This is a genomic window from Tuberibacillus calidus DSM 17572, from assembly GCF_000430685.1.
GTDB lineage: Bacteria > Bacillota > Bacilli > Bacillales > Sporolactobacillaceae > Tuberibacillus > Tuberibacillus calidus.
This window is the reverse complement of record NZ_AUMM01000018.1, coordinates 27,464-51,477: the sequence shown is the minus strand read 5'-3', so window position 1 is coordinate 51,477 and position 24,014 is coordinate 27,464. Positions and strand designations below refer to the sequence as shown.

Below are 24,014 nucleotides of genomic sequence, written 5' to 3'. Positions count from 1 at the left end.
CGTATATATATAGTGAAACGCCTTTCATTTTCTCACTATATATCAAGGTGGTTGAAATATCGCTCTATGAGTCAACTTTCCTATTGTTTTAAGTTTTTTCCTTTTTTAAGAAGGTATTGGATGAAACCGGCAGATGTGCCGATGAGCCAGATTGATCTGCGAAAGACGCACGGATGTTATGGCTTTACACAAATCCGATAATTAAGGATAATAGAATCAATATTCAGCTTGTCTGATAAGGTGATGGGTTGTATGACTTTCGAGACTTTGCGGGAAAAAGCATCCAAATATTTAGACCCGAATGATATAGAAGAAATCGAGAAGGCTTACCGGTTTGCCTCAGAAGCCCATCGTGGGCAAACCCGACGATCCGGTGAGCCTTATATTAACCATCCGGTGGAAGTTGCGGAAATCCTCGTCGATTTAGATATGGATAAAACGACAATCATCGGAGGCCTTTTACATGACGTTGTGGAAGATACATCGGTAACGTTAGAAGATATAAAAACGCAATTCGGTGAAGAGGTCGCGACGTTAGTCGATGGGGTTACGAAACTTCGCCGTTTTGAATATACGTCCAAGGAAGATCAGCAAGCGGAAAATCATCGGAAAATGTTTGTAGCCATGGCTCAAGACATCCGTTGCGTGCTTATCAAACTCGCAGACCGCCTTCATAACATGCGGACGTTAAAGTATATGCCGGCCGATAAACAAGTCCAAAAGGCTAAAGAAACATTGGAAATTTTTGCCCCGCTCGCCTACCGCCTCGGGATATCAACGATTAAATGGGAATTGGAAGATATCGCCTTACGGTTCCTAAACCCCCAACAATATTATAAAATTGTCAACTTGATGAAAAAGAAACGAAACGAGCGCGAGCAAGATATTAAGGAAGCCATCGAAACGATCAAGAAGCTTTTAAAAGAAGTCAACATTGAAGCAACGATTTACGGACGACCAAAACATATTTATAGCATTTACCATAAAATGGTACACCAAAACAAGCAATTTAATGACATTTATGATCTGCTCGCGGTCCGCGTCATCGTTAAGAGCATCAAGGATTGCTATGCTGTGCTCGGCATTATTCATACACACTGGAAACCGATGCCGGGGCGCTTTAAAGATTATATTGCCATGCCCAAGGCGAATATGTACCAGTCGCTGCACACGACCGTCGTAGGACCGAACGGCGACCCGTTAGAAGTGCAAATTCGAACAGAGGAAATGCATAAGGTCGCTGAATACGGGATTGCCGCTCACTGGGCTTATAAAGAAGGCAAGAAAGTTAATGTGAACGATAAGTTTGAAGACAAATTAGCATGGTTTCGGCGCATACTCGAGTGGCAAAATGAAACATCTAATGCCAAAGAGTTCATGGAAAACCTCAAAGTGGATTTGTTTTCAGATATGGTTTTTGTCTTTACGCCTAAAGGCGATGTCATTGAGCTTCCGGCTGGGTCTGTGCCCATTGATTTTGCCTATCGCGTGCATACCGAAATTGGCAACCATACTGTCGGCGCAAAGGTAAACGGAAAAATGGTTCCGTTGGACTATAAGTTAAAAACAGGCGATATCGTCGAGGTCATGACGAGCAAGCATTCGTACGGGCCTTCACAGGATTGGCTGAAGATTACCGCAAGTTCCCATGCCAAGAATAAAATTCGCCAATGGTATAAGAAACAACGCCGTGAGGAAAATGTCATCAAGGGTAAGGAATTAATCGAAAAAGAATTAAAAAATCAAGGGTATGACCCGAAAGACATATTGGTTGCGGAAAATATAGAAAATGTCGCACGGAAATATAATTTTTCCAATGCCGAGGAAATATACGCGGCGGTGGGCTATAACGGCATCACACCAAAACAAGTCGTCACGCGATTGACGGAAAAACTTCGTAAAGATCAAGAAAGTCAAGCGGAAAACATTTTAAAATCCTTCCCTGATGTCAAGGCGTATAAGCCGAAACGGCGGAAAGATAGCGGGGTTCGTGTTAAGGGCATCGATAATGTGTTGATTCGCCTTTCTAAATGCTGCAACCCTGTTCCTGGTGATGAGATTATCGGGTATATCACAAAAGGTCGCGGCGTTTCCATCCACAGGGTGAATTGTCCCAACCTGCAACAAGATTGCACGAGTCACCGTCTGATCGAAGTGGAATGGGAAAGCGAATCGGATACACAAAAACAATATAATGTGGATATCGAAATCACCGGTTTTGACCGAAATGGGCTTTTAAACGAAGTGCTCCAAGCGGTCGCCGAAACGAAAACGCCGATCAATGCTGTATCTGGTAAGGCCGATCGCAATAAAGTGGCTTTAATTCACATGACCATTGCCATTCACAATATCAACCACCTCATTCGCGTCGTAGAAAGAATCAAACGGATTCCCGATATTTATGCGGTCAAACGGGTGATGGAGTCGTAAACAAAGAAAACCTAGCCATGTGACGAAGTTCTAATAAAAGATATGCACGTTAAGGAGAGTCATTCATGAAAGTCGTCGTCCAAAGAGTAAAAAAAGCAAAGGTCACGGTGGATGGTCAAGTCACAGGAGAAATCGGCCAGGGGCTATTGCTGCTTGTGGGCATCAAAGTCGGTGATACCGAAGCTGAAGCCGATTTTATTGCCGATAAAATCAGCGGGTTGCGCATTTTTGAAGATGACGATCAAAAAATGAATCTGTCCGTGAAAGATGTTGGCGGCGAGATTCTATCGGTGTCCCAATTTACGCTCTACGGCGACGTTTCAAAGGGACGGCGACCGAATTTTATGGAAGCTGCCAAACCACACGATGCCGAACGGTTATATACGTATTTTAATGAAAAGCTTCGGGCAAATGGATTGCCGGTGGAAACGGGTGTTTTTGGGGCTATGATGGCTGTTGAGCTCATCAATGATGGACCTGTGACGATTATTGTGGAAAAATAACCGTTTAAGTTTTGCCTCCTCCGTCCATCCTAAATAAAAACGCAATGAATGGATGGATGGCGGATGCGCGTTTCAATGAAACAGTACTACCGAATGGTTCACTCCCACCATGTGGAAATCCCGCATTCGGCCGGGCATTTCAGAGATGAAGCCATGGGGCAGCCGATTTTTCACGCGAGAGAATCGGTCAGCGAACTAAAAAGGCGAATCCAACGGTAGTTTTTCTTGACAAATGACGTTACAGTTTTTATGATAAGAAAAAACCGAGAATGTTAAATTGGAGAGTCATCACCGATGACGAAGAGAGTAGTCGGGGACCGCACGCCCAGAGAGGGAATGCCGTGGCTGAAAGCATTCCTGCGCTGACGGCCGATGAAGGACACTTCCGAGGTGTTTTTCTGAAAGCCTGGGATTGCCTTTTGGTGAGTAGGAAAAACCGCGCAACCGGCGTTAATGGTGAAGTGGGAATTTTATTCAAAATTCCAATAAGGGTGGCACCACGGGTAAACTCGTCCCTTGTTCCGTTCGCGAACAAGGGATTTTTATTTTGGAGGAGGAATCATATGGCTATCATTACCGTTCCAAGAGGCACTGTTGATCTATTGCCAAGCGACATGTCGATTTGGAAGCGAATGGAGAAGACCGCTGAAGAAGTGTGCCGATTATACAATTACGGAGAAATACGCACACCTATGTTTGAAGCAACGGATTTGTTCCAACGAGGAGTCGGCGAGACGACCGACATTGTCCAAAAAGAAATGTACACTTTTACGGATAGAGGAAATCGAAGCTTAACACTACGTCCGGAAGGGACAGCACCCGTCGTCCGTTCGTACGTCGAAAATAAAATGTACGGAGACCCAAACCAACCTGTCAAACTTTATTATTGCGGGCCGATGTTTCGTTATGAGCGTCCGCAAGCCGGAAGACAACGTCAGTTTACCCAGTTTGGAGTAGAGGCGATCGGCTCGGATGACCCGCATATTGATGCTGAGGTGATCTCTCTTGCCCTCGAGTTTTACAAGCGGTTGGGTTTAAAACAGTTAAAACTCGTCATCAATAGCCTCGGCGACCTTGACAGCCGAAAAAAACATCGAGAAGCGCTCATTCGTCACTTTTCCCCTGCCATCGGGGAGTTTTGTGAGGATTGCCAAAATCGGCTTGAACGCAATCCGCTCCGCATTTTGGACTGCAAGGTGGACCGGGAGCATCCGTTAATCCAATCTGCCCCATCGATTTTGGATTACTTAAATGAATCTTCAAAAGCCTTTTTCCATGCTGTTAAAGAAGCGCTTGATGATATGGGGATCACTTATGAAGTCGACCCGACATTGGTCCGAGGGCTCGATTATTATCATCACACAACTTTTGAAATTATGGGTGCCGACTTCGGGGCGATTACGACGCTTTGCGGCGGCGGACGTTACAACGGTCTTGTTGAAGAATTTGGCGGCCCTCGCGTTTCCGGCATCGGCTTCGGCCTGAGTTTTGAACGCGTGATTCTTGCGATGAAAGCAGAAGGCCTTGAAGTCAGCGGCTCTCGGACATTGGATTGCTTCTTTGCGCCGATTGGCGAAAAGGCTAGAGCGGTTGCAACGAAGCTTTTATATGCCTGTCGGAAAGCCGGCATTTCAGCTGACATGGACTATATGGACCGAAAAGTCAAAGCGCAATTTAAGCAAGCCGACCGCTTGGGGGCAAGGTTTGTCGCCGTTCTCGGTGATGATGAAATCGCCCGCCATGTGCTATCGATTAAAGACATGGAAACGGGTGAGCAAGTGGACGTGGAAGAAGATCAAATCATTGACTACTTGAAAACGAAATTGGAGGATTAAGCCTATGGGACGAACGATTTATTGCGGTCTATTATCCGAAACGCATATTGGTGAATATGTTCGCTTACAAGGATGGGTGGCGCGCCGGCGTGACCTCGGCGGATTAATTTTTATTGACTTGCGCGACCGTGAAGGCATCGTTCAAGTCGTTTGCAATCCGGAAGTGTCAAAAGAAGCAATGGAAGTCGCTGAAACCGTACGCAGCGAATATGTGATCGAGGTCGAAGGAACGGTGGTTGCCCGTGATCCAGGCGCTGTTAATGAAAAAATGCCAACGGGGAAAATTGAAGTGCGCGTTGACACCATACGCGTGATTAATGAATCCAAAACGCCGCCTTTTTCCATTACCGATGACACGGAAGCTTCTGAGGAAGTACGCCTAAAATATCGCTATCTGGATTTGCGCCGTCCCGTCATGCAGAAGACATTCCAACTTCGCCATAAAACGAATAAAGCCATCCGAGACTTTCTGGATTCCCGCGGTTTTCTTGAAGTTGAGACGCCGATGCTGACGCGCAGTACGCCTGAAGGGGCTCGTGATTATCTCGTTCCGAGCCGCGTCCATCCTGGGTCATTTTTTGCATTGCCTCAATCACCACAGCTGTTTAAACAACTGCTCATGGTCGGCGGAATGGATAAATATTACCAAATTGTCCGTTGTTTCCGCGATGAAGACTTGCGGGCCGATCGCCAACCGGAATTCACGCAGATTGATATTGAGGTGTCTTTCTTCGAAAAAGAACCGTTTTTTGCCCTGATTGAGGACATGATGAAAAGCATTGTAAAAAACACGCTCGGCTTGGATCTGCCAACGCCATTTCCACGCTTGACGTGGCAAGAAGCGATGGCGCGTTATGGTAGCGATAAACCGGATACGCGCTTCGGGATGGAATTGCTCGATGTGTCCAAAGCTGTGGAAAATAGCGGATTTAAAGTGTTTGCCGATGCCGTGAATTCCGGCGGACAAGTGAAAGCCTTGAATGTCGAGGGACGAGCTAGCGATTTCTCCAGAAAAACGATCGATGAATTAACGGAATTTGTCAACCAATATGGGGCCAAAGGTTTAGCTTGGTTGAAAGTCGAGGAAGGGAATTTTAAGGGTCCCATCGCCAAGTTTATTGATGAAGAAACGGCTCAACAAATCAAAACGGCTACGAGTGCAAAAGACGGCGATCTTCTCTTGTTCGTTGCCGATAAACCGCAAGTTGTTGCAAACAGCCTTGGTGCTTTGCGCTTGAAACTAGGAAAAGAACTTGGTCTCATTGATCAAAAACGTTTCAACTTTTTATGGGTGACGGAATTCCCGCTCTTTTCATGGGATGAGGAAGAGGGTCGTTATGTAGCGGAACATCATCCGTTTACGATGCCGATGGAAGAGGATATGGAATTTTTGGAAACCAACCCTGGTGTCGTCCGGGCGGAGGCGTATGACCTAGTGTTAAACGGCTTTGAACTTGGCAGCGGTTCGCGACGGATTTACCGGCGCGATATGCAAGAACGCATGTTTAAATTGCTCGGGTTCGATTTAGCCGATGCTGAGGCGCAGTTCGGTTTTCTCCTCGAAGCCTTTGATTATGGTGCTCCACCGCATGGCGGTATTGCTTTAGGTATTGACCGCATCGTCATGTTATTAAGCGGAAGATCGTCTCTCCGTGATACCATCGCTTTTCCAAAAACGGCCAATGCGACGGACTTGTTAACGGAAGCCCCGGCACCGGTCTCCGCCAAGCAGCTTAAGGAACTAGCTTTGAAATTGACTGACAAAAAGGAACTCGCCGCGGAGTCTTAATTGAAAACGGGGTAATTCAGGGGCAGATGCCCTTGAAGCCCAAACAGATGTATGATAAAATACAGTTACAAATCAAGCAGAGAGTCCTGATGTGACCGTAGCAGACTACATGTTTTGACCGAACACCATTTGAAAGGGAGCCCGGACGTTTCTTTTCGGAATACAGGCCTCCAAAGAGTGGACGTATGAAGAAAAGAACAGGGCACCCACCTGCCTGAGGCGGGTTCAAAACTCGAGTCGAATACGGCACTATTGGGACTCTCTGTATGTTTTTTAGCATTTTCCATCATCACGCGGACGTACTCACCATTTTTTACGCTTACCTTGAAAGGTAAAGAAAAAACTCAGCTCGACCCAGTGTTCTGGACGAAGGCTGGGCCATTGTTCCCTGATGCCGACTTGAAAAACGATACCGTATAAAAAACGACGGACAAAAACCGTCGTTTTATTTTGCCAGTTTTTCAAGATTTCCGTTTTTGTCCATTTTAAATTTTGGAGCCGTGGATTCATTATCGTCCTGCAGCATGACCATGCGGCGTGCACGGTCCATAATACCGATGAGTGCTTGATAGTCTTCTTCGATTGTCTTTTGGTTCTTCTTGATTTTTTCGTTTTCTTTTTCCAACTGAGCAACTTTTTCTTCCAGCTCTTTATTTCTGGCTTTCAGTTCCTCATTTTCCTTAGCGAGGCGATCGCTTTGATGATCATGAGTTTGTAAGTTTTGTAGAAAAACGATGACATCGGAAAGCGTGATGGTTTTCTCACCAGTTGCGGTGGCAATGGGCATTTCGAGAGCTTGCTGAGAAGCACCATCGGCCGCTTGGGTCCAAACTCTTGGTCGTCTTTGGTTGGCGCGCTTTAATTGTTTGCGCTGCCTTTTAGCCAATTCGATTGCCTTTTCATATTTTTTGCGAACGATCGCATTCCAGCGAAAGCCGCAAGCTGCCCCAGTGCGATTCAATTTGTCACCGACTTCCTCAAAGGCATCCAATTGAGTTGAACCTTCGCGAATATGCCTCAACACCGTTTCGGCTAGGAGTAAATCATCCTCGTGGCTCCAAGCATCTTGCCTTACTTTTGTCATGTTTTGACCTCTCCTTAGAAGTTTATTAGGTTTTGTCAAAATCATTGACAAAAATCAGGCAGTTTATACCATAAACTATAAAATTTTCTATATATCTTTTATTTTTCTGGTGTTTCATTCCGGCGCATCTGCCAGTAATCCAGCCGTTTTTGTACCGTTTTTTCGTAACCTCGAGGTGACGGTGCATAAAATTTGCGGCCTTCTAACGTCTTTGGCAAGTAAGCCTGAGGGACGTAGCCATCTTGAAAATCATGAGGGTATTTATAATCGACGCCGTGACCTAATCGCTTTCCGGCGCCCTTATGGTGGGCATCTCTCAGGTGAATGGGGACTTCTCCCGTTCTTTCTTCGCGGACGGTTTTGAGCGCTTGATCGATGGCCATGACAACACTGTTGGATTTTGGTGCAGTGGCAATGTATAAGGCCGCTTCGGCCAACGGGATGCGCGCTTCAGGCATGCCGACATACTCGACCGCATAAGCGGCTGCTTGAGCGATGAGCAGCGCATTAGGGTCAGCCATGCCGACATCTTCAGCGGCATGGACATAAATGCGCCGGGCAATGAAGCGGGGGTCTTCTCCCGCGGCTATCATTTTGGCTAGCCAATACATCGTCGCATCGGGGTCGGACCCGCGCATGCTCTTAATAAAAGCAGAAATGGTGTCGTAATGGTTATCGCCGTTTTTATCGTATTGGAGCACGCGTTCCTGTATCGATTCTTCAGCTACCTCAAGCGTAATGTGAATATCACCATTTTTATCCGGCGGCGTTGTTAATACAGCCAACTCAAGCGCTGATAGAGCTGTACGGGCATCGCCATTGGCCACATTGACGAGATGATCCAAGGCATCCTCTTCGATACGAATTGGATAATTCCCGTATCCTCTTTCCTTATCTTGCAATGCTTGTTGTAAGACGTGTTTAATGTCATCGTCTGACAATGGCTCGAATCGAAAAAGCCGCGAACGACTCAAGAGCGCAGCATTGATTTCAAAGAGCGGGCTTTCCGTGGTTGCACCGATGAGGATGATCGTCCCATCCTCAACGAAAGGTAAAAGCGCATCTTGTTGGCTCTTATTAAAACGGTGAATTTCATCGATAAAAACGACCGTGCGCTTCTCTTCGAACGAAAGCCGCTCTTTAGCTTCGCTCGTGATGCGGCGAATATCTTGGACGCCACTTGTTACTGCATTAATTTGTTGAAAAAATGCCGATGTTGTTCCGGCGATGATTTTGGCCAGCGTCGTTTTTCCGGTTCCAGGCGGCCCAAAGAAAATCATCGGCGTCAGATGGTCAGCTAAAATGGCCCGTCTGAGCAACCGCCCTTCGCCAACGATATGACTTTGACCGATAAACTCATCTAGTGTCCGTGGACGCATCCGGTCAGCGAGTGGTGTTGCGATTTTCTTTGAGTTTGAATAATCAAATAAATCCATTTCTACAAACGCTCCTTCTGTTGGAAAAATACAATACTCGCCGAGAGAATGCAAGAAGAAGCGACCGTCACGAATTGTCGAAAGATATCCGGCTTATGTTATAATGATGATTGTTATTATTGATCGCTTCATTCCTTAATCGCTAAAATAAGCATTCCCGTCTTTGATCTACAGTGTTTTTCTTTTTTGAAGGTTATGAGACTTTGCTTGAGCGGCGTAGGTGGGATCTGTCAATAAAAGGTTCAAAAGCTATTGCCGCAAATATGAGCGCATAAATGGTGACGTACCTAAAAAGTGACATGAAATGATCGGAATGAAAGATGAGGTGAGTGATTTTGAAAATCTCGACTAAAGGGCGGTACGGCTTAACGATTATGATGGCCCTAGGTAAAAATTATGGCAAGGGACCTCTCTCATTAAAAACGATTGCCACGGAAAATCATTTATCTGAGCATTACCTTGAACAATTGATCGCCCCGCTTCGAAATGCAGGACTTGTCAAAAGCATTCGCGGGGCTTATGGCGGGTATGAATTATCCCGCAATCCTGAAGACATTACGGCCGCAGATATCATTCGGGTGCTTGAAGGCCCAATCCAGCCGGTGGAAGTGATGGATGATGATGACCCGGCAAAACGCGAGCTATGGTTAAAGATCCGCGATGCGGTAAAAGATGTTTTAGAAAGCACGTCGGTCGCTGACCTTGTGCATTATAACGAAAATATGCAAGTTCAGGATCCTTATATGTTTTATATCTAAGATCGTCAGTGAGGAAGTGGATACGTTGGATCATATATATCTCGATCACGCGGCGACAACACCTGTAGATCCGGCTGTCGTTGAGGCGATGCTCCCCGTCTATCGTGAAATTTTTGGCAATCCGTCAAGCATTCATTATTTTGGCCGAGAAGCGCGAAAACTGATTGAGGATGCTCGTGAAGTGATCGCGGCCGAAATTGGGGCTACTCCAAAGGAAATTATCTTTACAAGCGGTGGAACAGAATCCGACAACGCCGCTTTGATTGGTGCCGCTCATGCACGGCAAGCATTGGGACGCCATATTATCACAACGAAAATCGAGCACCATGCCGTTCTTCATACATGTGAACATCTTGAAAAAGAAGGTTTTGACGTCACTTATTTGGATGTGGATCAGAAAGGCCGGATTTCTCTAGATGCATTTAAAAACGCGTTACGCCCGGACACGATCCTCGTTTCCATTATGTATGGGAATAATGAAGTCGGCACCTTACAACCGATTAAGGAAATTGCCTCTCTCCTAAAAGGGACAAACGCGCTCTTTCATACCGATGCGGTCCAAGCTTTCGGCTTAGAGGCGATCAATGTGCGCGACATCGGGGTCGATTTAATGTCCATCACCGCCCATAAATTTAATGGCCCTAAGGGTGTCGGTTTTTTGTACATTCGCGAAGGCGTATTACTTGAGACTTATCAACACGGCGGGGAACAAGAGCGCAAACGCCGCGCCGGTACGCATAATGTCCCCGGCATCGTCGGCATGGCCAAGGCGGTGAAACTGGTTAGTGAAAACCGTGAGGAAAAAAAGCAAATGATGTACCGTCTCCGTCAAAGGATGCTCGATCGTTTAACGGAAGAAGGCATTGACTTTGCCATCAACGGCGACCTAGAAAATGGCTTGGCACATATTTTAAATCTATATTTTCCTGGAACTCGGGTTGAAGCACTTTTATCCGCTCTTGATCTCGCTGGTGTTGCGGTGTCGAGCGGTTCAGCTTGTACGGCAGGCTCCGTCGAACCCTCCCATGTTTTAACCGCCATGTTTGGTAGTGATGCCCCCCAAGCAAAAAGTTCGCTTCGCATCAGCTTTGGCCTATATAATACGGAAGAGCAAGTAGAAACAGCCGCCCGGATCATCGCGAAAACGGTCTCCGGATGGCAGAAGCCAAAACATTCCGGCTGACAAATCGAGCATTTTTACATCAAAATGAGGAAAGGAGTTGGCCCCATGACCAAAGCACCGGAAAAAACACGGGTGGTTGTCGGTATGTCCGGGGGCGTCGATTCCTCGGTGACGGCACTACTTCTTAAGCAACAAGGGTATGATGTCGTTGGCATTTTCATGAAAAACTGGGATGATACCGATGAAAACGGCGTTTGTACGGCAACGGAAGATTATGAAGATGTTTCGCGCGTCGCTGGGCAAATTGGCATTCCTTATTACGCGGTCAATTTTGAAAAAGAATATTGGGACAAGGTGTTCACCTATTTTTTGGATGAATACAAAGCGGGGCGGACGCCCAATCCCGATGTTGTCTGCAATAAAGAAATTAAATTTAAAGCCTTTTTAGAGCATGCCTTGGCGCTTGGCGCGGATTATGTCGCCACCGGCCATTACGCCCGCGTTGAACACATCGACGGCCACGTACGCATGTTGCGCGGGGTGGACCGCGGCAAAGATCAAACGTATTTTCTGAATCAATTAACCGAAGCTCAATTGTCCCGAGTCATGTTCCCGCTCGGTGGGTTGACCAAATCGGAAGTCAGAGACATAGCGAGAACGCATCAACTGGCAACCGCCAATAAAAAGGACAGCACGGGCATTTGTTTTATTGGTGAGCGCAACTTCAAGGAATTTCTCAGCCACTATTTACCAGCGCAAAAAGGAGAAATTCGAACGATTGACGGTGAGTACAAGGGCATGCATGACGGCCTGATGTACTACACAAATGGACAACGCCAAGGTCTTGGCATCGGCGGTCCAGGTGGCCCGTGGTTTGTTTGCGGCAAAGATTTGAAAAACAATATTTTATACGTTGCACCCGAAAATCACCCGGCTTTGTTCTCCGAAGGTTTGACGGCGGAAAACGTCAACTGGATCAACGGCCTGCCGCAGGAATCACTCTTTACCTGCACCGCGAAATTCCGCTACCGCCAGCCTGACCAACCGGTCACCGTGATGCCGCAAGTAGGCGGTACGGTGAAAGTGATGTTCCATGAACCACAAAAGGCGATTACACCGGGGCAAGCCGTTGTCTTTTATGACGGAGACATCTGTCTTGGCGGCGGCACCATTACGACCGTTCTACAAAAAAATTACTTTGAAAAACTCGATTTTGTCCAAGCCGTTTTATAATAAAGCTGCCACATGGGGCCCATCCCATGTGGTTTTATTTTGTTTATGTAAGCCCGTATCGATTAGAGATGCCATACTGTCTTGTATTCACAATCCCACTTCATCCCAAGCTTCCTTTAACAGTTCCATATTGATGCTGACGGCTGCTTTGGCACCGTCTGAGGCGGCGTGAATAATTTGATGAAGATGGTTACGGCAGTCGCCAGCGATGTAGAGGCCATCGATATTGGTTTTTCCATCTTCTTTTGTTTTGTATTGACCCAATTGATCCATAGGAACCCCAAGTTTTTTCGGGATCAGAGAGCTTTGTTGGGTTTTGGGATTGAAAAAGATGCCGCTTCTCGCAACGGTTTGACCGCTTTCAAGTTCAATGGCCTGCAATTGACCATCCGAATGCCATAATTTGTGAATCTTCTCCTCAAAAACCGGAATGTTTTTTTGCTGAAAGGCTTGCCGCAGTGAATCATCGAGGTTATACTTGCCGTTCGTAAAAAGCGCGGACATCGTGACTCCAACCATAGAGCGCTTTAACAAAATGAAAATCGGCTAATTGATGGCCGATGATCGCAATCGGTTTATCGCGAAATTCCCAGCCATCACAGTATGGGCAGATAAAGGCACTGATTCCGTATACCGCATCGAACCCATCAATTTCCGGCAGCACATCGACAAGGCCAGTCGCAAACAGCATTTTTTTTGTTTCAAGAACGCCATTTTTGGTGGTGACCTGAAAAATTTTGTGATTCCGCCTCACATCAACAATTTCGTCATTGATAAATCGGACGGAAGGGTATTTTTTTAATTCTTCCTTTGCGAGTTCACGGAATTCACGCGGCGATAAGCCGTCTCGTGTCAGAAAACCGTGAGAGTGGCGGACCATTTTATTGCGCGGCTTATGATGATCAATGATGACTGTTGACCTCCTAGCCCTTCCAAGCGTCAGCGCAGCACTCAATCCGGCCGGTCCCCCGCCGACAATGGCGGCTTCAAATAACTCTTGAAACATGTGCATCACCCCGTACGATTAGTATGCGGGAAGAGCGGTCAAGAAATTTATGCAGGGAAATTTCAACAGTTTTCAGACTAGTGGAAAAGAGGTATAATTTAGCAAAAAGGGGGGATTCGATGTTTATTTATATTAGCGTTTTTGTTCTCATCCTGCTTGTTTTGATTATTGCAGTTTATATTTATCTTCCTAATTTACAATTTACCTTGTCCTTCAACAAAAAAACGTTTCGTCTCACGGTGATCACTCTCTCCATTGCCTTTCTTTATTTTCTCGGCTTCGGGATTTATGACAAGATAAAAGATCATCAAGAAACCATAATCGTGAAAGTGGATGGTACTTCCCATCTTGTCAATGGTATTGAGGGCAAAGTTTTGCTTCTTGAGGATCAAAAAGTGCATGCCAACCGTTATTATACGACATGGCTTTTTACATGGAAAAAACTTCAACATGCCGACGAGGTTTTGACCGTATCCTCCACGGGAGAAAGAATCGTATATACCGACAGCATTTATGGCATTCCATCCTATTCAAAGGAACCGATTTCTAATCAAATCAGAGAAAAGGTTGGGGCTAAATATATGTATAAGGTCTCCCTGCACTTTCCTTCACGCGGTATATGGAAAGTATCCTTTGGTGATGAAAACAGAAGGGTCGGTCCCATTCACATTGAAGTTTATCAATAAGCCTTCAAACGGCAATTTACCCGATGCTTTCAACCTCGCTTGCTTTTTTGATATACTTAACGAGAGAATTAACGGTTCGGGTGATAACATGACGAATTGGAATGAGACAGGGTGGCGTTATCTAAAAGAGAAACAGTTTGAAAAAGCGGCTGAAGCGTTTAACCAAGCCATTGAGGCCAATCCGAAAGATCCGATTGGTTACACGAATTTTGGCAATTTGCTTCTGCGCTTACATGACCCTGAGAAAGCGGTGCCGTTTTTTGAGAGAGCCATTGCGCTTGATGGAGCATGCGGTGCCGCCCATTATGGTTTAGGCAATGCCTATTACGAACTGAAGCGGTTTGAAGAAGCTATACCGAGCTACCAGTTGGCCGAAAAAAACGGCGTCTCCGATGGGGATCTCCATTATATGCTCGGGATGGCGTATTTTCATCTCGAACAAAAAAGAATGGCGCTCGTCCATTTGCAAAGAGCAGTCGAATTGAATCAAGCAGACCTTGAGGCGCGTTTTCAATATGCCCTCTGTCTTGGGGCGCTCGGTGAAGTCGATCTAGCCATTGAGCAATTCAAGTGCGTCCTGGACCAAGACGACCGACATGCGGATAGCTACTATAATCTCGGCGTCGCTTATGCCTATAAAGAAGCGTACGCTAAAGCGCGCCATTGTTTTGAAAAAGCTTTGGCCATCCAGCCTGACCATCTGCTGGCCGCCAACGGATTGAAGCAGGTCGACCGACTGGAAAACGGGTCCCATGAAAAGATGCCCTAAAGGAAGCGAAGCGCGATGAACGAACAATCCGCATTGGATCTCTTTTCCGAGGAGAAAAAATATATTAAGGGAACGCCGCATCACATTATTTTCCATAGCGAAGAGAATGCCTATACCGTCATGAGGGTAAAGATTGAAGAAACGAATGAAGCCATTAGTCATAAGGACATCGCGGTTTGCGGTTATTTTCCCGTCATTCACTTGCACGAAACGTATCAGTTTTTCGGGACCATCAAGCGCCATCCGCGCTACGGCGAACAATATGAAGTTCAGCAATTTCGCAAACTCTTGCCCCAATCCAAAGCAGGCATTGCTCAATATTTATCAGGGGATCTTTTCCCGGGAATCGGTCGGAAAACGGCGGAGAGCATTGTGGATACTTTAGGAGAAAAAGCCATCTCGATGATTTTGGAAAATCCCGATTGTTTACAGCAGGTCCCGAAGCTATCCAAAGACAAAGCAACGTTTATCTATGAAACATTGCTCGAGCATCAAGGTTTGGAAAAAGTGATGATCGGCCTGTCCGATTTCGGGTTTGGCCCGCAATTGTCGATGAAAATCTATCAAACCTATGGCAACCAGGCGTTAGAGATCATCCAAAACAACCCCTATCGATTGATTCAAGATGTAGAGGGCATCGGGTTTCAACGTGCTGATGAAATCGGCCGTCTTTTGGGGTTGAGCGGGCATCATCCCGAGCGCATTCAAGCCGGGATCCTTTACTGGCTGAACGAATGTTGTATGAACGATGGCCATGTTTTCATGCCGTATGATGAAACCGTAAAAGGGACGGAAAAACTTTTATCAAGTCAAGAAGAAACCATCGATCCGCAAGCCATTAAACACGAGATGGAGATTCTAGAAGAAGAGGGGAAATTAGTCATCGAAGAAGAGGATGTTTACCTACCTTCTTTATATTTTGCGGAAAAAGGTCTCGTGACGTCTGTGAAAAAGCTGTCAGAACAGACGGAGTTTGCTGGTGGCTTTTCCGAAAGTGAATTCTTTGAGGCGCTTGGTGCATTGGAGGAAAGGATTGGCATTCAATATGCCGACTCGCAACGCGAAGCGATCCGCACCGCTTTATCCTCACCCATTATGGTGCTGACCGGTGGTCCCGGAACAGGAAAAACCACAGTGATTAAAGGCATCGTTGAGATTTTTGCCGAAATAAACGGCCTGTCCCTAAACCCTAAAGATTATGGTAACGGCACGCCCTTTCCGATCGCTTTGGCGGCACCGACGGGACGGGCGGCAAAACGGATGAGTGAATCGACCGGTCTACCGGCATCGACCATCCATCGCTTGCTCGGCTGGCGCGGTAGCGGTGGTCAATTTGAACATGATGAAGAAGAGCCGCTCTCTGTCCGCCTCCTCATTATCGATGAAATGTCGATGGTCGATATTTGGCTGGCTAACCATTTGCTGAAATCACTCGCGCTTCCCACTCAAGTGATCATTGTTGGCGATGAGGACCAGCTCCCTTCTGTCGGACCCGGACAAGTTTTAAATGATCTGATCAACTCAGGGGTCATACCGACAGTCAAATTGACGGATATTTACCGGCAAGCTGAAGGTTCATCGATCGTTGAACTGGCCCATGCGATTAAAAACGGGCATTTGCCTGATGATTTTGATCAGCCAAAAGAGGATCGCCGCTTTTTCTACTGCCAACAAGCGCAAATCATCGATGTCGTCTGTCAAGTATGCGAAAACGCTATTAAAAAAGGTTACACGGCGAGGGACATTCAGGTGTTAGCGCCGATTTACAAGGGCAATGCCGGCATCGACGCCCTTAATGAAGCGTTGCAAAATTTGTTTAACCCTGAAAGCGAAGATAAGCGCTCGTTAAAATTCGGTGATCGTGTCTTTCGGGCGGGGGATAAGGTGTTGCAGCTCATCAACAATCCCGATGCGAATGTCTTTAATGGTGATATTGGGGAAATCGTGGCCATATTTTGGGCTAAGGAAACGAAAGAAAACGAAGACATGCTCGTTGTTTCGTTTGATGGGATTGAAGTTTCATATTTAAGGCGGGATTTAAATCAAATTACCCTTGCGTATTGTTGTTCGATTCATAAATCGCAAGGTAGTGAATTCCCGATCGTCGTCCTTCCCGTCGTACGGGGCTATCACCGCATGCTGCGCCGCAATTTAATCTATACGGCAATTACTCGCAGTAAATCTTATTTAATCATGTGCGGGGAAGGGGCGGCCCTAAGATATGCGATCGACCAAACCGATGTCGACCGCAGGCATTCGCGATTAAAAGAGAAGCTGGAACAGCGATTTGCAAAAAGCGTAAACGATAGCGAAGACGACTTCCCATTTGAGGAAGTGTTTATTTAAAAAAGTTGACCCATGAGAACATGCTCGTGGATCAACTTTTTTTTAGAGAGATTGTCCAATTTTAGGCATGGCCTAAAGGGGTATTGTTAATATTAATAGACTCACGAATTTTTTCAACAAGGTTCAAATAAACGAGTCCATTTCCTTCCGCTTGTCCCGATAACCCTAAAGGAAATGTCCTTTTTACGAGTTGGGCGTACAGTTCTGCTTCGGTTAAGTTCCGTCCGAAATAGTCTTTTGTGGCATTAATCAAAAGGGCAACTGCTCCGGAAACGTGCGGGGTAGCCATGGATGTTCCTGATAACACAGCGTATCGGTTCGTTGGGAAGGTTGATAAAATATTCACACCCGGTGCCACCAAGTCAATTTCATCATTCGTATTGGAAAAAGGGGCAAGCTTAAGATTGAAGTCAATGGCTCCTACTTGAATCACTTCATTGTAATCCCCAGGATAAGAATATTCCGGGGTGCGATCGTCGTCGTCTCCATCATTTCCGGCGGCGACGACAACGGGAATGCCATTAGCAACGGCTTTTTTAATCGCGTTATGCAGGTCTTCATCATCATCCGGCCCGCCCAGTGACATCGAGATGACCCCAACTTTTTCCCCATTTGGTCCTTTCCAATCGACCGCATAGTTGATAGCGTCAATAATCCACTGGTACTGACCGCTTCCGTCTGCGGTTAACACTTTTAATGCCAAAATCTTTGCTTTCGGAGCAACACCGACGACGCCATTTTCATCGTTGTTGGCTGCAATCGTTCCCGCGACATGCGTCCCATGCCCATTGTTATCGGAAAATTGATGAGGGTCACCATTGTAGTCTGTCGTAAAATTGCGTCCGTCGATGATTCGTCCTTTGAGGTCGGGATGGTCGGCTTGTACACCGGTATCGATAACGGCAACGACCACTCCTTCGCCCATTCGGCTTTCCTGCCATACAGCCGGAGCTTGAACCAGTTCCACACCCTGTGGGGTTTCACCGGCCGTCTCCAACACTTGTTCCAAGCGATAAGGGATGAGCTTCATTTCTGCCATTCTGCCAACCTCCTTTTCAAATAATATAAGGCATTTTTTTCGATTTGTGTGGGTTATCGAAAAGTTTGGATAAAAACAGTTCGAATGTCATAGGGCATGATAAGCCTTTTGACCCAATGTTGATTGTGAAAACTTGGCCGGATTGGAAAATGCTCGTATGAAAAGCCGAAAAAATGGAAAAGCTGTGGCATGAGGTGAAGTTGATGCATTGTCCAAATTGTAAAAGCAAAAATTTAGGGAAAATCGGCACGAATCAATTTTACTGTTGGGATTGTTTCATCGAATTGTCGCTTATTCAGGGGCGGTTGTCGCTCAGCCAAGTTGAAGAAGATGGCAGCTTGACAACATTGGATGATCTATTCGATGAAAGTGAATTGCGCGTTGAAAATGCATAATCAATGGCCTTTTAGATGAAGGCCACTGTCCTTGATTCCTCCGTATGATTGAACCGGCTTGGTTTGTGCATGATAAGAACGGAGGGATTTTTTATGAAAAAGTGGTCGGTTGGCGTTTGGTTGAAGCGTTTGCTCGTCCTTTTGCTTATCTTTTTAAATTGCTGGATTATACTAAAACTGCTGCCGTACATTGGCCATGCCATTGGCTATCTCTTGGCTATTCTCGCCCCTTTTCTCATCGCAGTTTTGATTGCTTATCTTTTGCATCCACTGATAGAAAAACTTCACCAACAAGGTCTACCAAGAACGCTTTCGATCCTTATCATCTATGTCTTGTTTTTTGGGACGGTCATCTATGCGGGTGTCAAAGGGGCGCCGATCTTTGTGGAACAATTAAGGAGTTTTGCCAAACAAGCTCCGGAATTGTCCAGGCTTTATCATCATGAGGTGAATCATTTCTATTACGCGACATCCGACTTCCCGGAAACGGTTCATGACCACTTTGATCGGCTCCTTGCCTCGGTGGAACAAGGTGTCAACAACATCGTTCGCAAAATTGTTGAAGGCATTCAAAAATTGTTCCGGTCTATTTTCACCATTTTATTGATTCCGTTTATAGTATTTTATTTATTAAAGGATTTGGAAGCCATCAAATCTTGGCTGTATCGGCATACGCCAAAGAAATGGCGAAAAGAAGCGGTTCGCCTTGTCCATGAGATCGACATCTCACTTGGCAGTTATATACGCGGACAGCTCATGGTTTGCTTTGCTTTGGGTGCAATCGCAACGGTCGGCCTATGGCTTCTCCACATGCCTTACTCAGTGATTTTAGGTATTTTTATTGGGATCACCGATATCATCCCCTATTTCGGACCAGCAATCGGCGCTGTGCCAGCGATTCTTATTGCTGTGACGCTATCTGTAAAAAAAGCGATTTTTGTCACAGCGTTCATTCTGGTTCTTCATTTTTTGGAGGGCAACATCCTCAGCCCATTGATTGTCGGAAAAAGCGTCAACATTCATCCGATTTTTATCATGCTGTCACTTGTTGTCGGCGGCGATATGGGTGGGGTGCTCGGCATGCTTGTGGCGGTGCCGATTTTTATCACTTTGCGCGTCTTCATCCGCCATTTTTGGCATTACTACGCAAAAAAAATTGACAACGAAGAAGATTCTCATCTATAATGACGGCATAATCCGTTTTTATACGTGAAATGCGTTGATGGAGCGAACCGTACGACGGCCTAACCAGAGAGGATTTTCCACGGCTGAAAGAAAATCCATAGGGGAGTCGGACGGATGCCACTCCGGAGTGCAGCTAATCCCTGCCGGTTGACCCGTTAACATCAGTGGAGGTGACAAGTGCGTCTTTACGCCTTGTAACCAGGGTGGTACCGCGTGAGCACAACTCTCGTCCCTGTGTGGATGGGGGTTTTTATTATTTTTACAAGAAAAATGGAGGTCGTTGTCATGAAACGTTTAACGTCAAAGGAAGTCCGTCAAATGTTCCTCGATTTTTTCAAAGAAAAAGGGCATAAGGTGGAGCCAAGCGCTTCACTCATTCCCGTTGATGATCCGTCACTGCTCTGGATCAACAGTGGGGTTGCCACGTTAAAAAAATATTTCGATGGACGTGTCGTTCCGGATAATCCGCGCATTTGCAATGCCCAAAAAGCGATCCGCACAAATGATATTGAAAATGTCGGCATCACCGCCCGCCACCATACATTTTTTGAAATGCTCGGCAATTTCTCGGTTGGTGATTATTTTAAAAGGGAAGCCATTCATTGGGCGTGGGAATTCTTAACGGATCAAAACTGGATTGGTTTTGAGCCGGATCGGCTTTCGGTCACCATTCATCCCGAAGATGATGAAGCCTTTGAAATCTGGAATAAAGAAATAGGGCTTCCGGAAGAGCGGATTATTCGCCTGAAAGAAAACTTCTGGGATATCGGCGAAGGCCCTTGTGGACCGAACTCTGAAATTTTTTATGACCGCGGGCCGGAATACGGTGATGACCCGAATGACCCGGAATTGTATCCGGGAGGCGAAAACGAGCGTTATCTAGAAGTTTGGAACCTCGTCTTTTCGCAATTTAACCATAATCCTGACGGTTCATATACACCGCTACCAAAGAAAAACATTGATACAGGGATGGGCCTTGAGCGCATGGTTTCGGTTATTCAAGACGGGAAGACCAACTTTGATACGGATCTGTTCCTGCCGATCATTCAGCAAATCGAACGCATCTCCGGAAAACAATACGGCGCATCCAAAGAGGGTGACACAGCGTTTAAGGTCATCAGCGATCACATTCGGACCGTTACGTTTGCCATCTCAGATGGGGCACTGCCTTCCAATGAGGGCCGTGGTTATGTTTTACGCCGTCTAATCCGTCGGGCTGTCCGCTTTGCGATGGACCTCGGTCTTGAAAAACCGTTTATGTATGAACTCGTGCCGGTTGTCGCCGACATCATGGGTGATTTCTATGACAATTTGCGCGCCAACATTCCTTATGTGCAAAAAGTCATCCGTTCCGAAGAGGAGCGCTTCCATGAAACCTTGCATGAAGGTGTGGCGATTCTCTCAGGGTTAATCAAAACGGCGAAAGAGCGGGGCGAAACCGTCCTATCAGGGGAAGAGGCATTTAAACTTTATGATACATTCGGTTTTCCGGTTGAATTAACCGAAGAATATGCCCAAAAAGAAGGCTTAAAGGTCGACCTTGAAGGTTTTGAAAAGGCGTTAAGCGCACAAAGAGAAAGAGCTCGAAATGCCCGCCAAGATGTTGATTCCATGCACGTGCAAAACACGACATTGCGGGAAATTACAGAAGAAAGCCGTTTTATCGGCTATGGTGAACAAAAGGCTTCAGCCGTTTTGACCGTTATGATTAAAAACAATGAACGCATCACGAAAGCCCAAGCCGGCGAAGAAGTGCTCGTGATGCTTGATCAGACCCCGTTTTATGCCGAAAGCGGTGGACAAGTTGCAGATATCGGTGTCATCGAAAACGAGCAGGCAAAACTTATTGTTAAGGACGTTCAAAAAGCGCCAAACGGTCAGAACTTGCATACTGTTGTAGTAGAAAAAGGAGAGGTGACTGTCGGCGACCAGTTTGTCGCAAAAATCGACAGTGAACGCCGCCGGCATGCGGAACGCAACCATTCGGCGACCCATCTTTTGCATCAAGCATTAAAAGATGTCCTTGGTTCTCATGTTAACCAAGCCGGATCACTCGTTGCCCCGGATCGATTGCGCTTCGATTTTTCCCATTTTGGAAAAATCACGGAAGAAGAGTTGGCGCAGATTGAAGCCATTGTTAATGAAAAAATATGGGCATCCCTACCTGTGGAGACGATGGAAAAAGGCTTGCAGGAAGCCAAAGCCATGGGGGCGATGGCGTTATTCGGAGAAAAATACGGGGACATTGTCCGCGTCGTAAAAATCGGCGATTACAGTTTGGAATTGTGCGGTGGCTGCCACGTGCGAAATTCAGCGGAAATCGGCCTGTTTAAAATCGTATCCGAAGCTGGGATAGGCGCAGGTACAAGGCGCATTGAAGCCGTCACCGGAAAATACGCCTTTGATTTGTTAAATAAACGCCTAAAAGATATGCAAGCTATAGCATCAGAATTGAAAACTAATTTAGATGGCATTCCTGAAAGAATTAATGGCCTGCGTGAACAAATATCGACGCTGGAAAAGGAAAAAGCCTCACTCATAGCGAAATTAAGTCAACAACAAGTCGGTGAGCTGGTCAATCACGTCAGAACGATCGGAGGCGTTCCGGTTCTTGTTCATCGAATCGATGGTTTGGATATGAATGGGCTGAGAACGACCGTCGACCAGTTAAAAAATACTGTCAAATCGGGTATTATGGTATTAGCAGCTGCTCACGATGGTAAGGTGAACATCGTTTGCGGCGTGACGAAAGATTGGATTGAAAAGGGCTTCCATGCCGGAAAACTCGTCAAGGAAGTCGCCCAACGTTGCGGCGGCGGAGGCGGAGGACGGCCAGACATGGCGCAAGCCGGGGGCAAAAATGTCGCCGAACTCGACAAAGCGCTCGCCTTTGTGCCAGAATGGATTGAAGGTGTATTAAGCCGAAAATAAGTGCCTATTTAGCGTAAGAACCGTGAATGCAGCGGGTATGACTGAACCAACGTTGATTAGCGCGCCGGACAAGGTTGACCAAAGTTTGCGACGGACTTTTTAAAGCGTCCGCTCACCTTAAGAGCCGTTTCATATAACTAAAGCGGAGTTCTGAAGCATCAACCCTGTTCAGCGAGTGTAATAGTTATTTAGCGATAAGGGGGAGACCGATTGTGGACAAGACGATGAAATTTAGTTTCCACGACGATCCGGATAAACAAGACATAAAAGACGTCTTGTTCAAGGTTTATCAAGCCTTGCAAGACAAAGGGTATAATCCGATCAATCAGATAGTTGGGTATCTGTTATCGGGAGACCCCGCCTATATCCCGCGGCACCAAGACGCACGCAATCTCATCCGAAAAGTGGAGCGTGATGAGATTATTGAAGAGCTTGTGACCTCCTATTTGGAAAAATATCGGGATTAAGGTGCCGTTTATGCGAATCATGGGCTTAGATTACGGAACGAAAACGGTCGGGGTAGCGATCAGCGATGCGCTTGGACTGACAGCGCAAGGTATTGAAACCATCCATTATGCGCAACATAAAAGACATGAATTATTCCAACGCCTTGCCGCGTTAATCGAGGCCTATGAAGTGGATCGATTAGTCGTCGGCCTGCCGAAAAACATGAATGGGACGGTCGGCGAGCGCGGCGAAGACTGCCTCGCCTTTGCTTGCCAACTTAGAAAGCGGTTTGACATACCTGTTGTGATGTCCGATGAACGGTTATCAACGATGGAAGCAGAACGCCGGCTGATTGAAGCTGACGTGAGCCGGGGTAAACGGAAAAAAGTGATTGATAAAATGGCGGCCGTCCTAATTTTACAAAATTATTTGGATCGGACGCGAAATGGAGGAACGGATCATGACAAACCATATTCATGAACATGATGAAGAAGACCGCATTATTATTCCCGATGAAAACGGCGAGGAACATCTATTTGACGTCCTTTTTACCTTTGATGTCGAGGAGACCGGAAAATCGTATATGGTCGTCAAACCGGTCGAAGCCCCTGAAGACACCGACGATGACGATTATGAAGAAGTATTTGGTTTTCGGTATGAAGAAAACGGGGACGACTTTAACCTCTACCCGATCGAAACCGATGAAGAATGGGACATGGTCGAAGAAATGATCAATACGTTCTCAGAAGAAGAAATCTAAAAGCGGCTTACTCTGTAAGACCGCTTTTTTTACATTATTTTTCAGTTTAGTATAAGGGCAACCAAGGTCTTGGTTACGGTAAAAAATCTTGAATGGGTAAGATCGTCATAATGTTTCATTTGATAAATAGACTGCGAGAGCGGTGGATAGCGCTCATTTGGCAAAATTTCTTTAAATTTCCCTTACAGATTTCGCCCCTATCTCGACAAGTGACGAACTTATAGTATAATTGTCGTGAACGTTTGAAAGGGGCGTCGTG

The 24,014-nt window shown here is 46.2% G+C and carries 22 protein-coding genes, 1 other RNA gene and 1 other annotated feature; of the genes, 18 read left to right on the top strand and 5 right to left on the bottom strand.

Annotated elements, in window-relative coordinates; translation table 11 throughout:
* The first annotated feature begins 252 nt into the window (after positions 1–252).
* The 6 genes from H532_RS0105675 (at position 253) to ssrS (ending at position 6,820) form a co-directional block, all read left to right on the top strand.
* Complete coding sequence (locus tag H532_RS0105675; RefSeq protein ID WP_027724685.1) at positions 253–2,430, top strand: RelA/SpoT family protein; 2,178 nt, start codon at positions 253–255, stop codon at positions 2,428–2,430.
* A 65-nt stretch (positions 2,431–2,495) separates the two neighbouring features.
* Positions 2,496–2,933 (top strand): D-aminoacyl-tRNA deacylase, encoded by a 438-nt coding sequence (dtd, locus tag H532_RS0105670; RefSeq protein WP_027724684.1) that lies wholly within the window; start codon positions 2,496–2,498, stop codon positions 2,931–2,933.
* Positions 2,934–3,008: 75 nt separating this feature from the next.
* Positions 3,009–3,152, top strand: coding sequence for a hypothetical protein (locus H532_RS20240; protein ID WP_155994985.1), 144 nt, complete (start codon positions 3,009–3,011; stop codon positions 3,150–3,152).
* Between the two features lie 66 nt (positions 3,153–3,218).
* Positions 3,219–3,453, top strand: a binding site (T-box leader).
* Positions 3,454–3,496: 43 nt separating this feature from the next.
* Positions 3,497–4,768 carry a histidine--tRNA ligase gene (gene hisS / locus H532_RS0105660; RefSeq protein WP_038111648.1) on the top strand — a complete coding sequence of 424 codons (1,272 nt, stop codon included), beginning with the start codon at positions 3,497–3,499 and terminating at the stop codon, positions 4,766–4,768.
* A 4-nt stretch (positions 4,769–4,772) separates the two neighbouring features.
* Complete coding sequence (gene aspS / locus H532_RS0105655) at positions 4,773–6,557, top strand: aspartate--tRNA ligase (RefSeq protein WP_027724682.1); 1,785 nt, start codon at positions 4,773–4,775, stop codon at positions 6,555–6,557.
* Positions 6,558–6,637: 80 nt separating this feature from the next.
* Positions 6,638–6,820, top strand: a non-coding RNA gene (ssrS, locus tag H532_RS19835) — 6S RNA.
* 182 nt (positions 6,821–7,002) lie between these two features.
* Here ssrS and H532_RS0105650 read toward each other — a convergent pair.
* Both H532_RS0105650 and H532_RS0105645 read right to left on the bottom strand, forming a co-directional pair.
* A complete protein-coding gene (locus H532_RS0105650; RefSeq protein WP_027724681.1) occupies positions 7,003–7,641 on the bottom strand; it encodes an RsfA family transcriptional regulator in 639 nt (212 codons plus the stop codon).
* 98 nt (positions 7,642–7,739) lie between these two features.
* Entirely contained in the window at positions 7,740–9,077 is a 1,338-nt protein-coding gene (locus H532_RS0105645; protein WP_027724680.1) for an AAA family ATPase, read from the bottom strand.
* Positions 9,078–9,412: 335 nt separating this feature from the next.
* Here H532_RS0105645 and cymR point away from each other — a divergent pair, with 335 nt between their 5' ends.
* From cymR to mnmA, 3 genes are read left to right on the top strand one after another with little or no spacing between them, the layout of a single operon-like run.
* On the top strand, positions 9,413–9,835 hold the full coding sequence (gene cymR / locus H532_RS0105640; protein WP_027724679.1) for a cysteine metabolism transcriptional regulator CymR: 423 nt from the start codon (positions 9,413–9,415) through the stop codon (positions 9,833–9,835).
* A 25-nt stretch (positions 9,836–9,860) separates the two neighbouring features.
* Positions 9,861–11,018, top strand: a complete 1,158-nt coding sequence (locus H532_RS0105635; protein ID WP_027724678.1) for a cysteine desulfurase family protein — start codon at positions 9,861–9,863, stop codon at positions 11,016–11,018.
* A gap of 45 nt (positions 11,019–11,063) precedes the next feature.
* On the top strand, positions 11,064–12,191 hold the full coding sequence (gene mnmA / locus H532_RS0105630) for a tRNA 2-thiouridine(34) synthase MnmA (RefSeq protein ID WP_027724677.1): 1,128 nt from the start codon (positions 11,064–11,066) through the stop codon (positions 12,189–12,191).
* A gap of 87 nt (positions 12,192–12,278) precedes the next feature.
* On the opposite strand, the gene H532_RS20935 is transcribed toward mnmA, so the two are convergent.
* Positions 12,279–12,695, bottom strand: coding sequence for an FAD-dependent oxidoreductase (locus H532_RS20935; protein ID WP_051263165.1), 417 nt, complete (start codon positions 12,693–12,695; stop codon positions 12,279–12,281).
* The gene (locus H532_RS20930) at positions 12,664–13,197 is read right to left on the bottom strand and encodes an NAD(P)/FAD-dependent oxidoreductase (RefSeq protein ID WP_051263164.1); all 534 of its coding nucleotides are present in this window, start codon (positions 13,195–13,197) and stop codon (positions 12,664–12,666) included. Before H532_RS20930 ends, H532_RS20935 begins: the two co-directional genes overlap by 32 nt.
* A 119-nt stretch (positions 13,198–13,316) precedes the next feature.
* Here H532_RS20930 and H532_RS0105620 point away from each other — a divergent pair, with 119 nt between their 5' ends.
* From H532_RS0105620 to recD2, 3 genes are read left to right on the top strand one after another with little or no spacing between them, the layout of a single operon-like run.
* Entirely contained in the window at positions 13,317–13,883 is a 567-nt protein-coding gene (locus tag H532_RS0105620) for a hypothetical protein (protein ID WP_027724676.1), read from the top strand.
* Entirely contained in the window at positions 13,837–14,652 is an 816-nt protein-coding gene (locus H532_RS0105615) for a tetratricopeptide repeat protein (protein WP_245566414.1), read from the top strand. Before H532_RS0105620 ends, H532_RS0105615 begins: the two co-directional genes overlap by 47 nt.
* Positions 14,653–14,667: 15 nt before the next feature.
* Positions 14,668–16,998 carry an SF1B family DNA helicase RecD2 gene (gene recD2, locus H532_RS0105610; protein ID WP_027724674.1) on the top strand — a complete coding sequence of 777 codons (2,331 nt, stop codon included), beginning with the start codon at positions 14,668–14,670 and terminating at the stop codon, positions 16,996–16,998.
* Positions 16,999–17,059: 61 nt separating this feature from the next.
* On the opposite strand, the gene H532_RS0105605 is transcribed toward recD2, so the two are convergent.
* Positions 17,060–18,037 carry a S8 family peptidase gene (locus H532_RS0105605; protein ID WP_027724673.1) on the bottom strand — a complete coding sequence of 326 codons (978 nt, stop codon included), beginning with the start codon at positions 18,035–18,037 and terminating at the stop codon, positions 17,060–17,062.
* 203 nt (positions 18,038–18,240) lie between these two features.
* Between H532_RS0105605 and H532_RS0105600 the strand changes: the two genes are divergently transcribed.
* From H532_RS0105600 to H532_RS0105575, 6 genes are all read left to right on the top strand, one after another.
* The gene (locus H532_RS0105600; protein WP_027724672.1) at positions 18,241–18,432 is read left to right on the top strand and encodes a hypothetical protein; all 192 of its coding nucleotides are present in this window, start codon (positions 18,241–18,243) and stop codon (positions 18,430–18,432) included.
* Positions 18,433–18,525: 93 nt separating this feature from the next.
* Complete coding sequence (locus tag H532_RS0105595) at positions 18,526–19,617, top strand: AI-2E family transporter (RefSeq protein ID WP_027724671.1); 1,092 nt, start codon at positions 18,526–18,528, stop codon at positions 19,615–19,617.
* Between the two features lie 285 nt (positions 19,618–19,902).
* On the top strand, positions 19,903–22,548 hold the full coding sequence (gene alaS / locus H532_RS0105590; protein ID WP_027724670.1) for an alanine--tRNA ligase: 2,646 nt from the start codon (positions 19,903–19,905) through the stop codon (positions 22,546–22,548).
* Positions 22,549–22,772: 224 nt separating this feature from the next.
* Entirely contained in the window at positions 22,773–23,015 is a 243-nt protein-coding gene (locus tag H532_RS0105585; protein WP_038111646.1) for an IreB family regulatory phosphoprotein, read from the top strand.
* A 10-nt stretch (positions 23,016–23,025) separates the two neighbouring features.
* The gene (gene ruvX / locus H532_RS17995) at positions 23,026–23,475 is read left to right on the top strand and encodes a Holliday junction resolvase RuvX (protein WP_051263163.1); all 450 of its coding nucleotides are present in this window, start codon (positions 23,026–23,028) and stop codon (positions 23,473–23,475) included.
* Entirely contained in the window at positions 23,456–23,755 is a 300-nt protein-coding gene (locus H532_RS0105575) for a DUF1292 domain-containing protein (protein ID WP_027724668.1), read from the top strand. Before ruvX ends, H532_RS0105575 begins: the two co-directional genes overlap by 20 nt.
* The last annotated feature ends 259 nt before the right edge of the window (positions 23,756–24,014 follow it).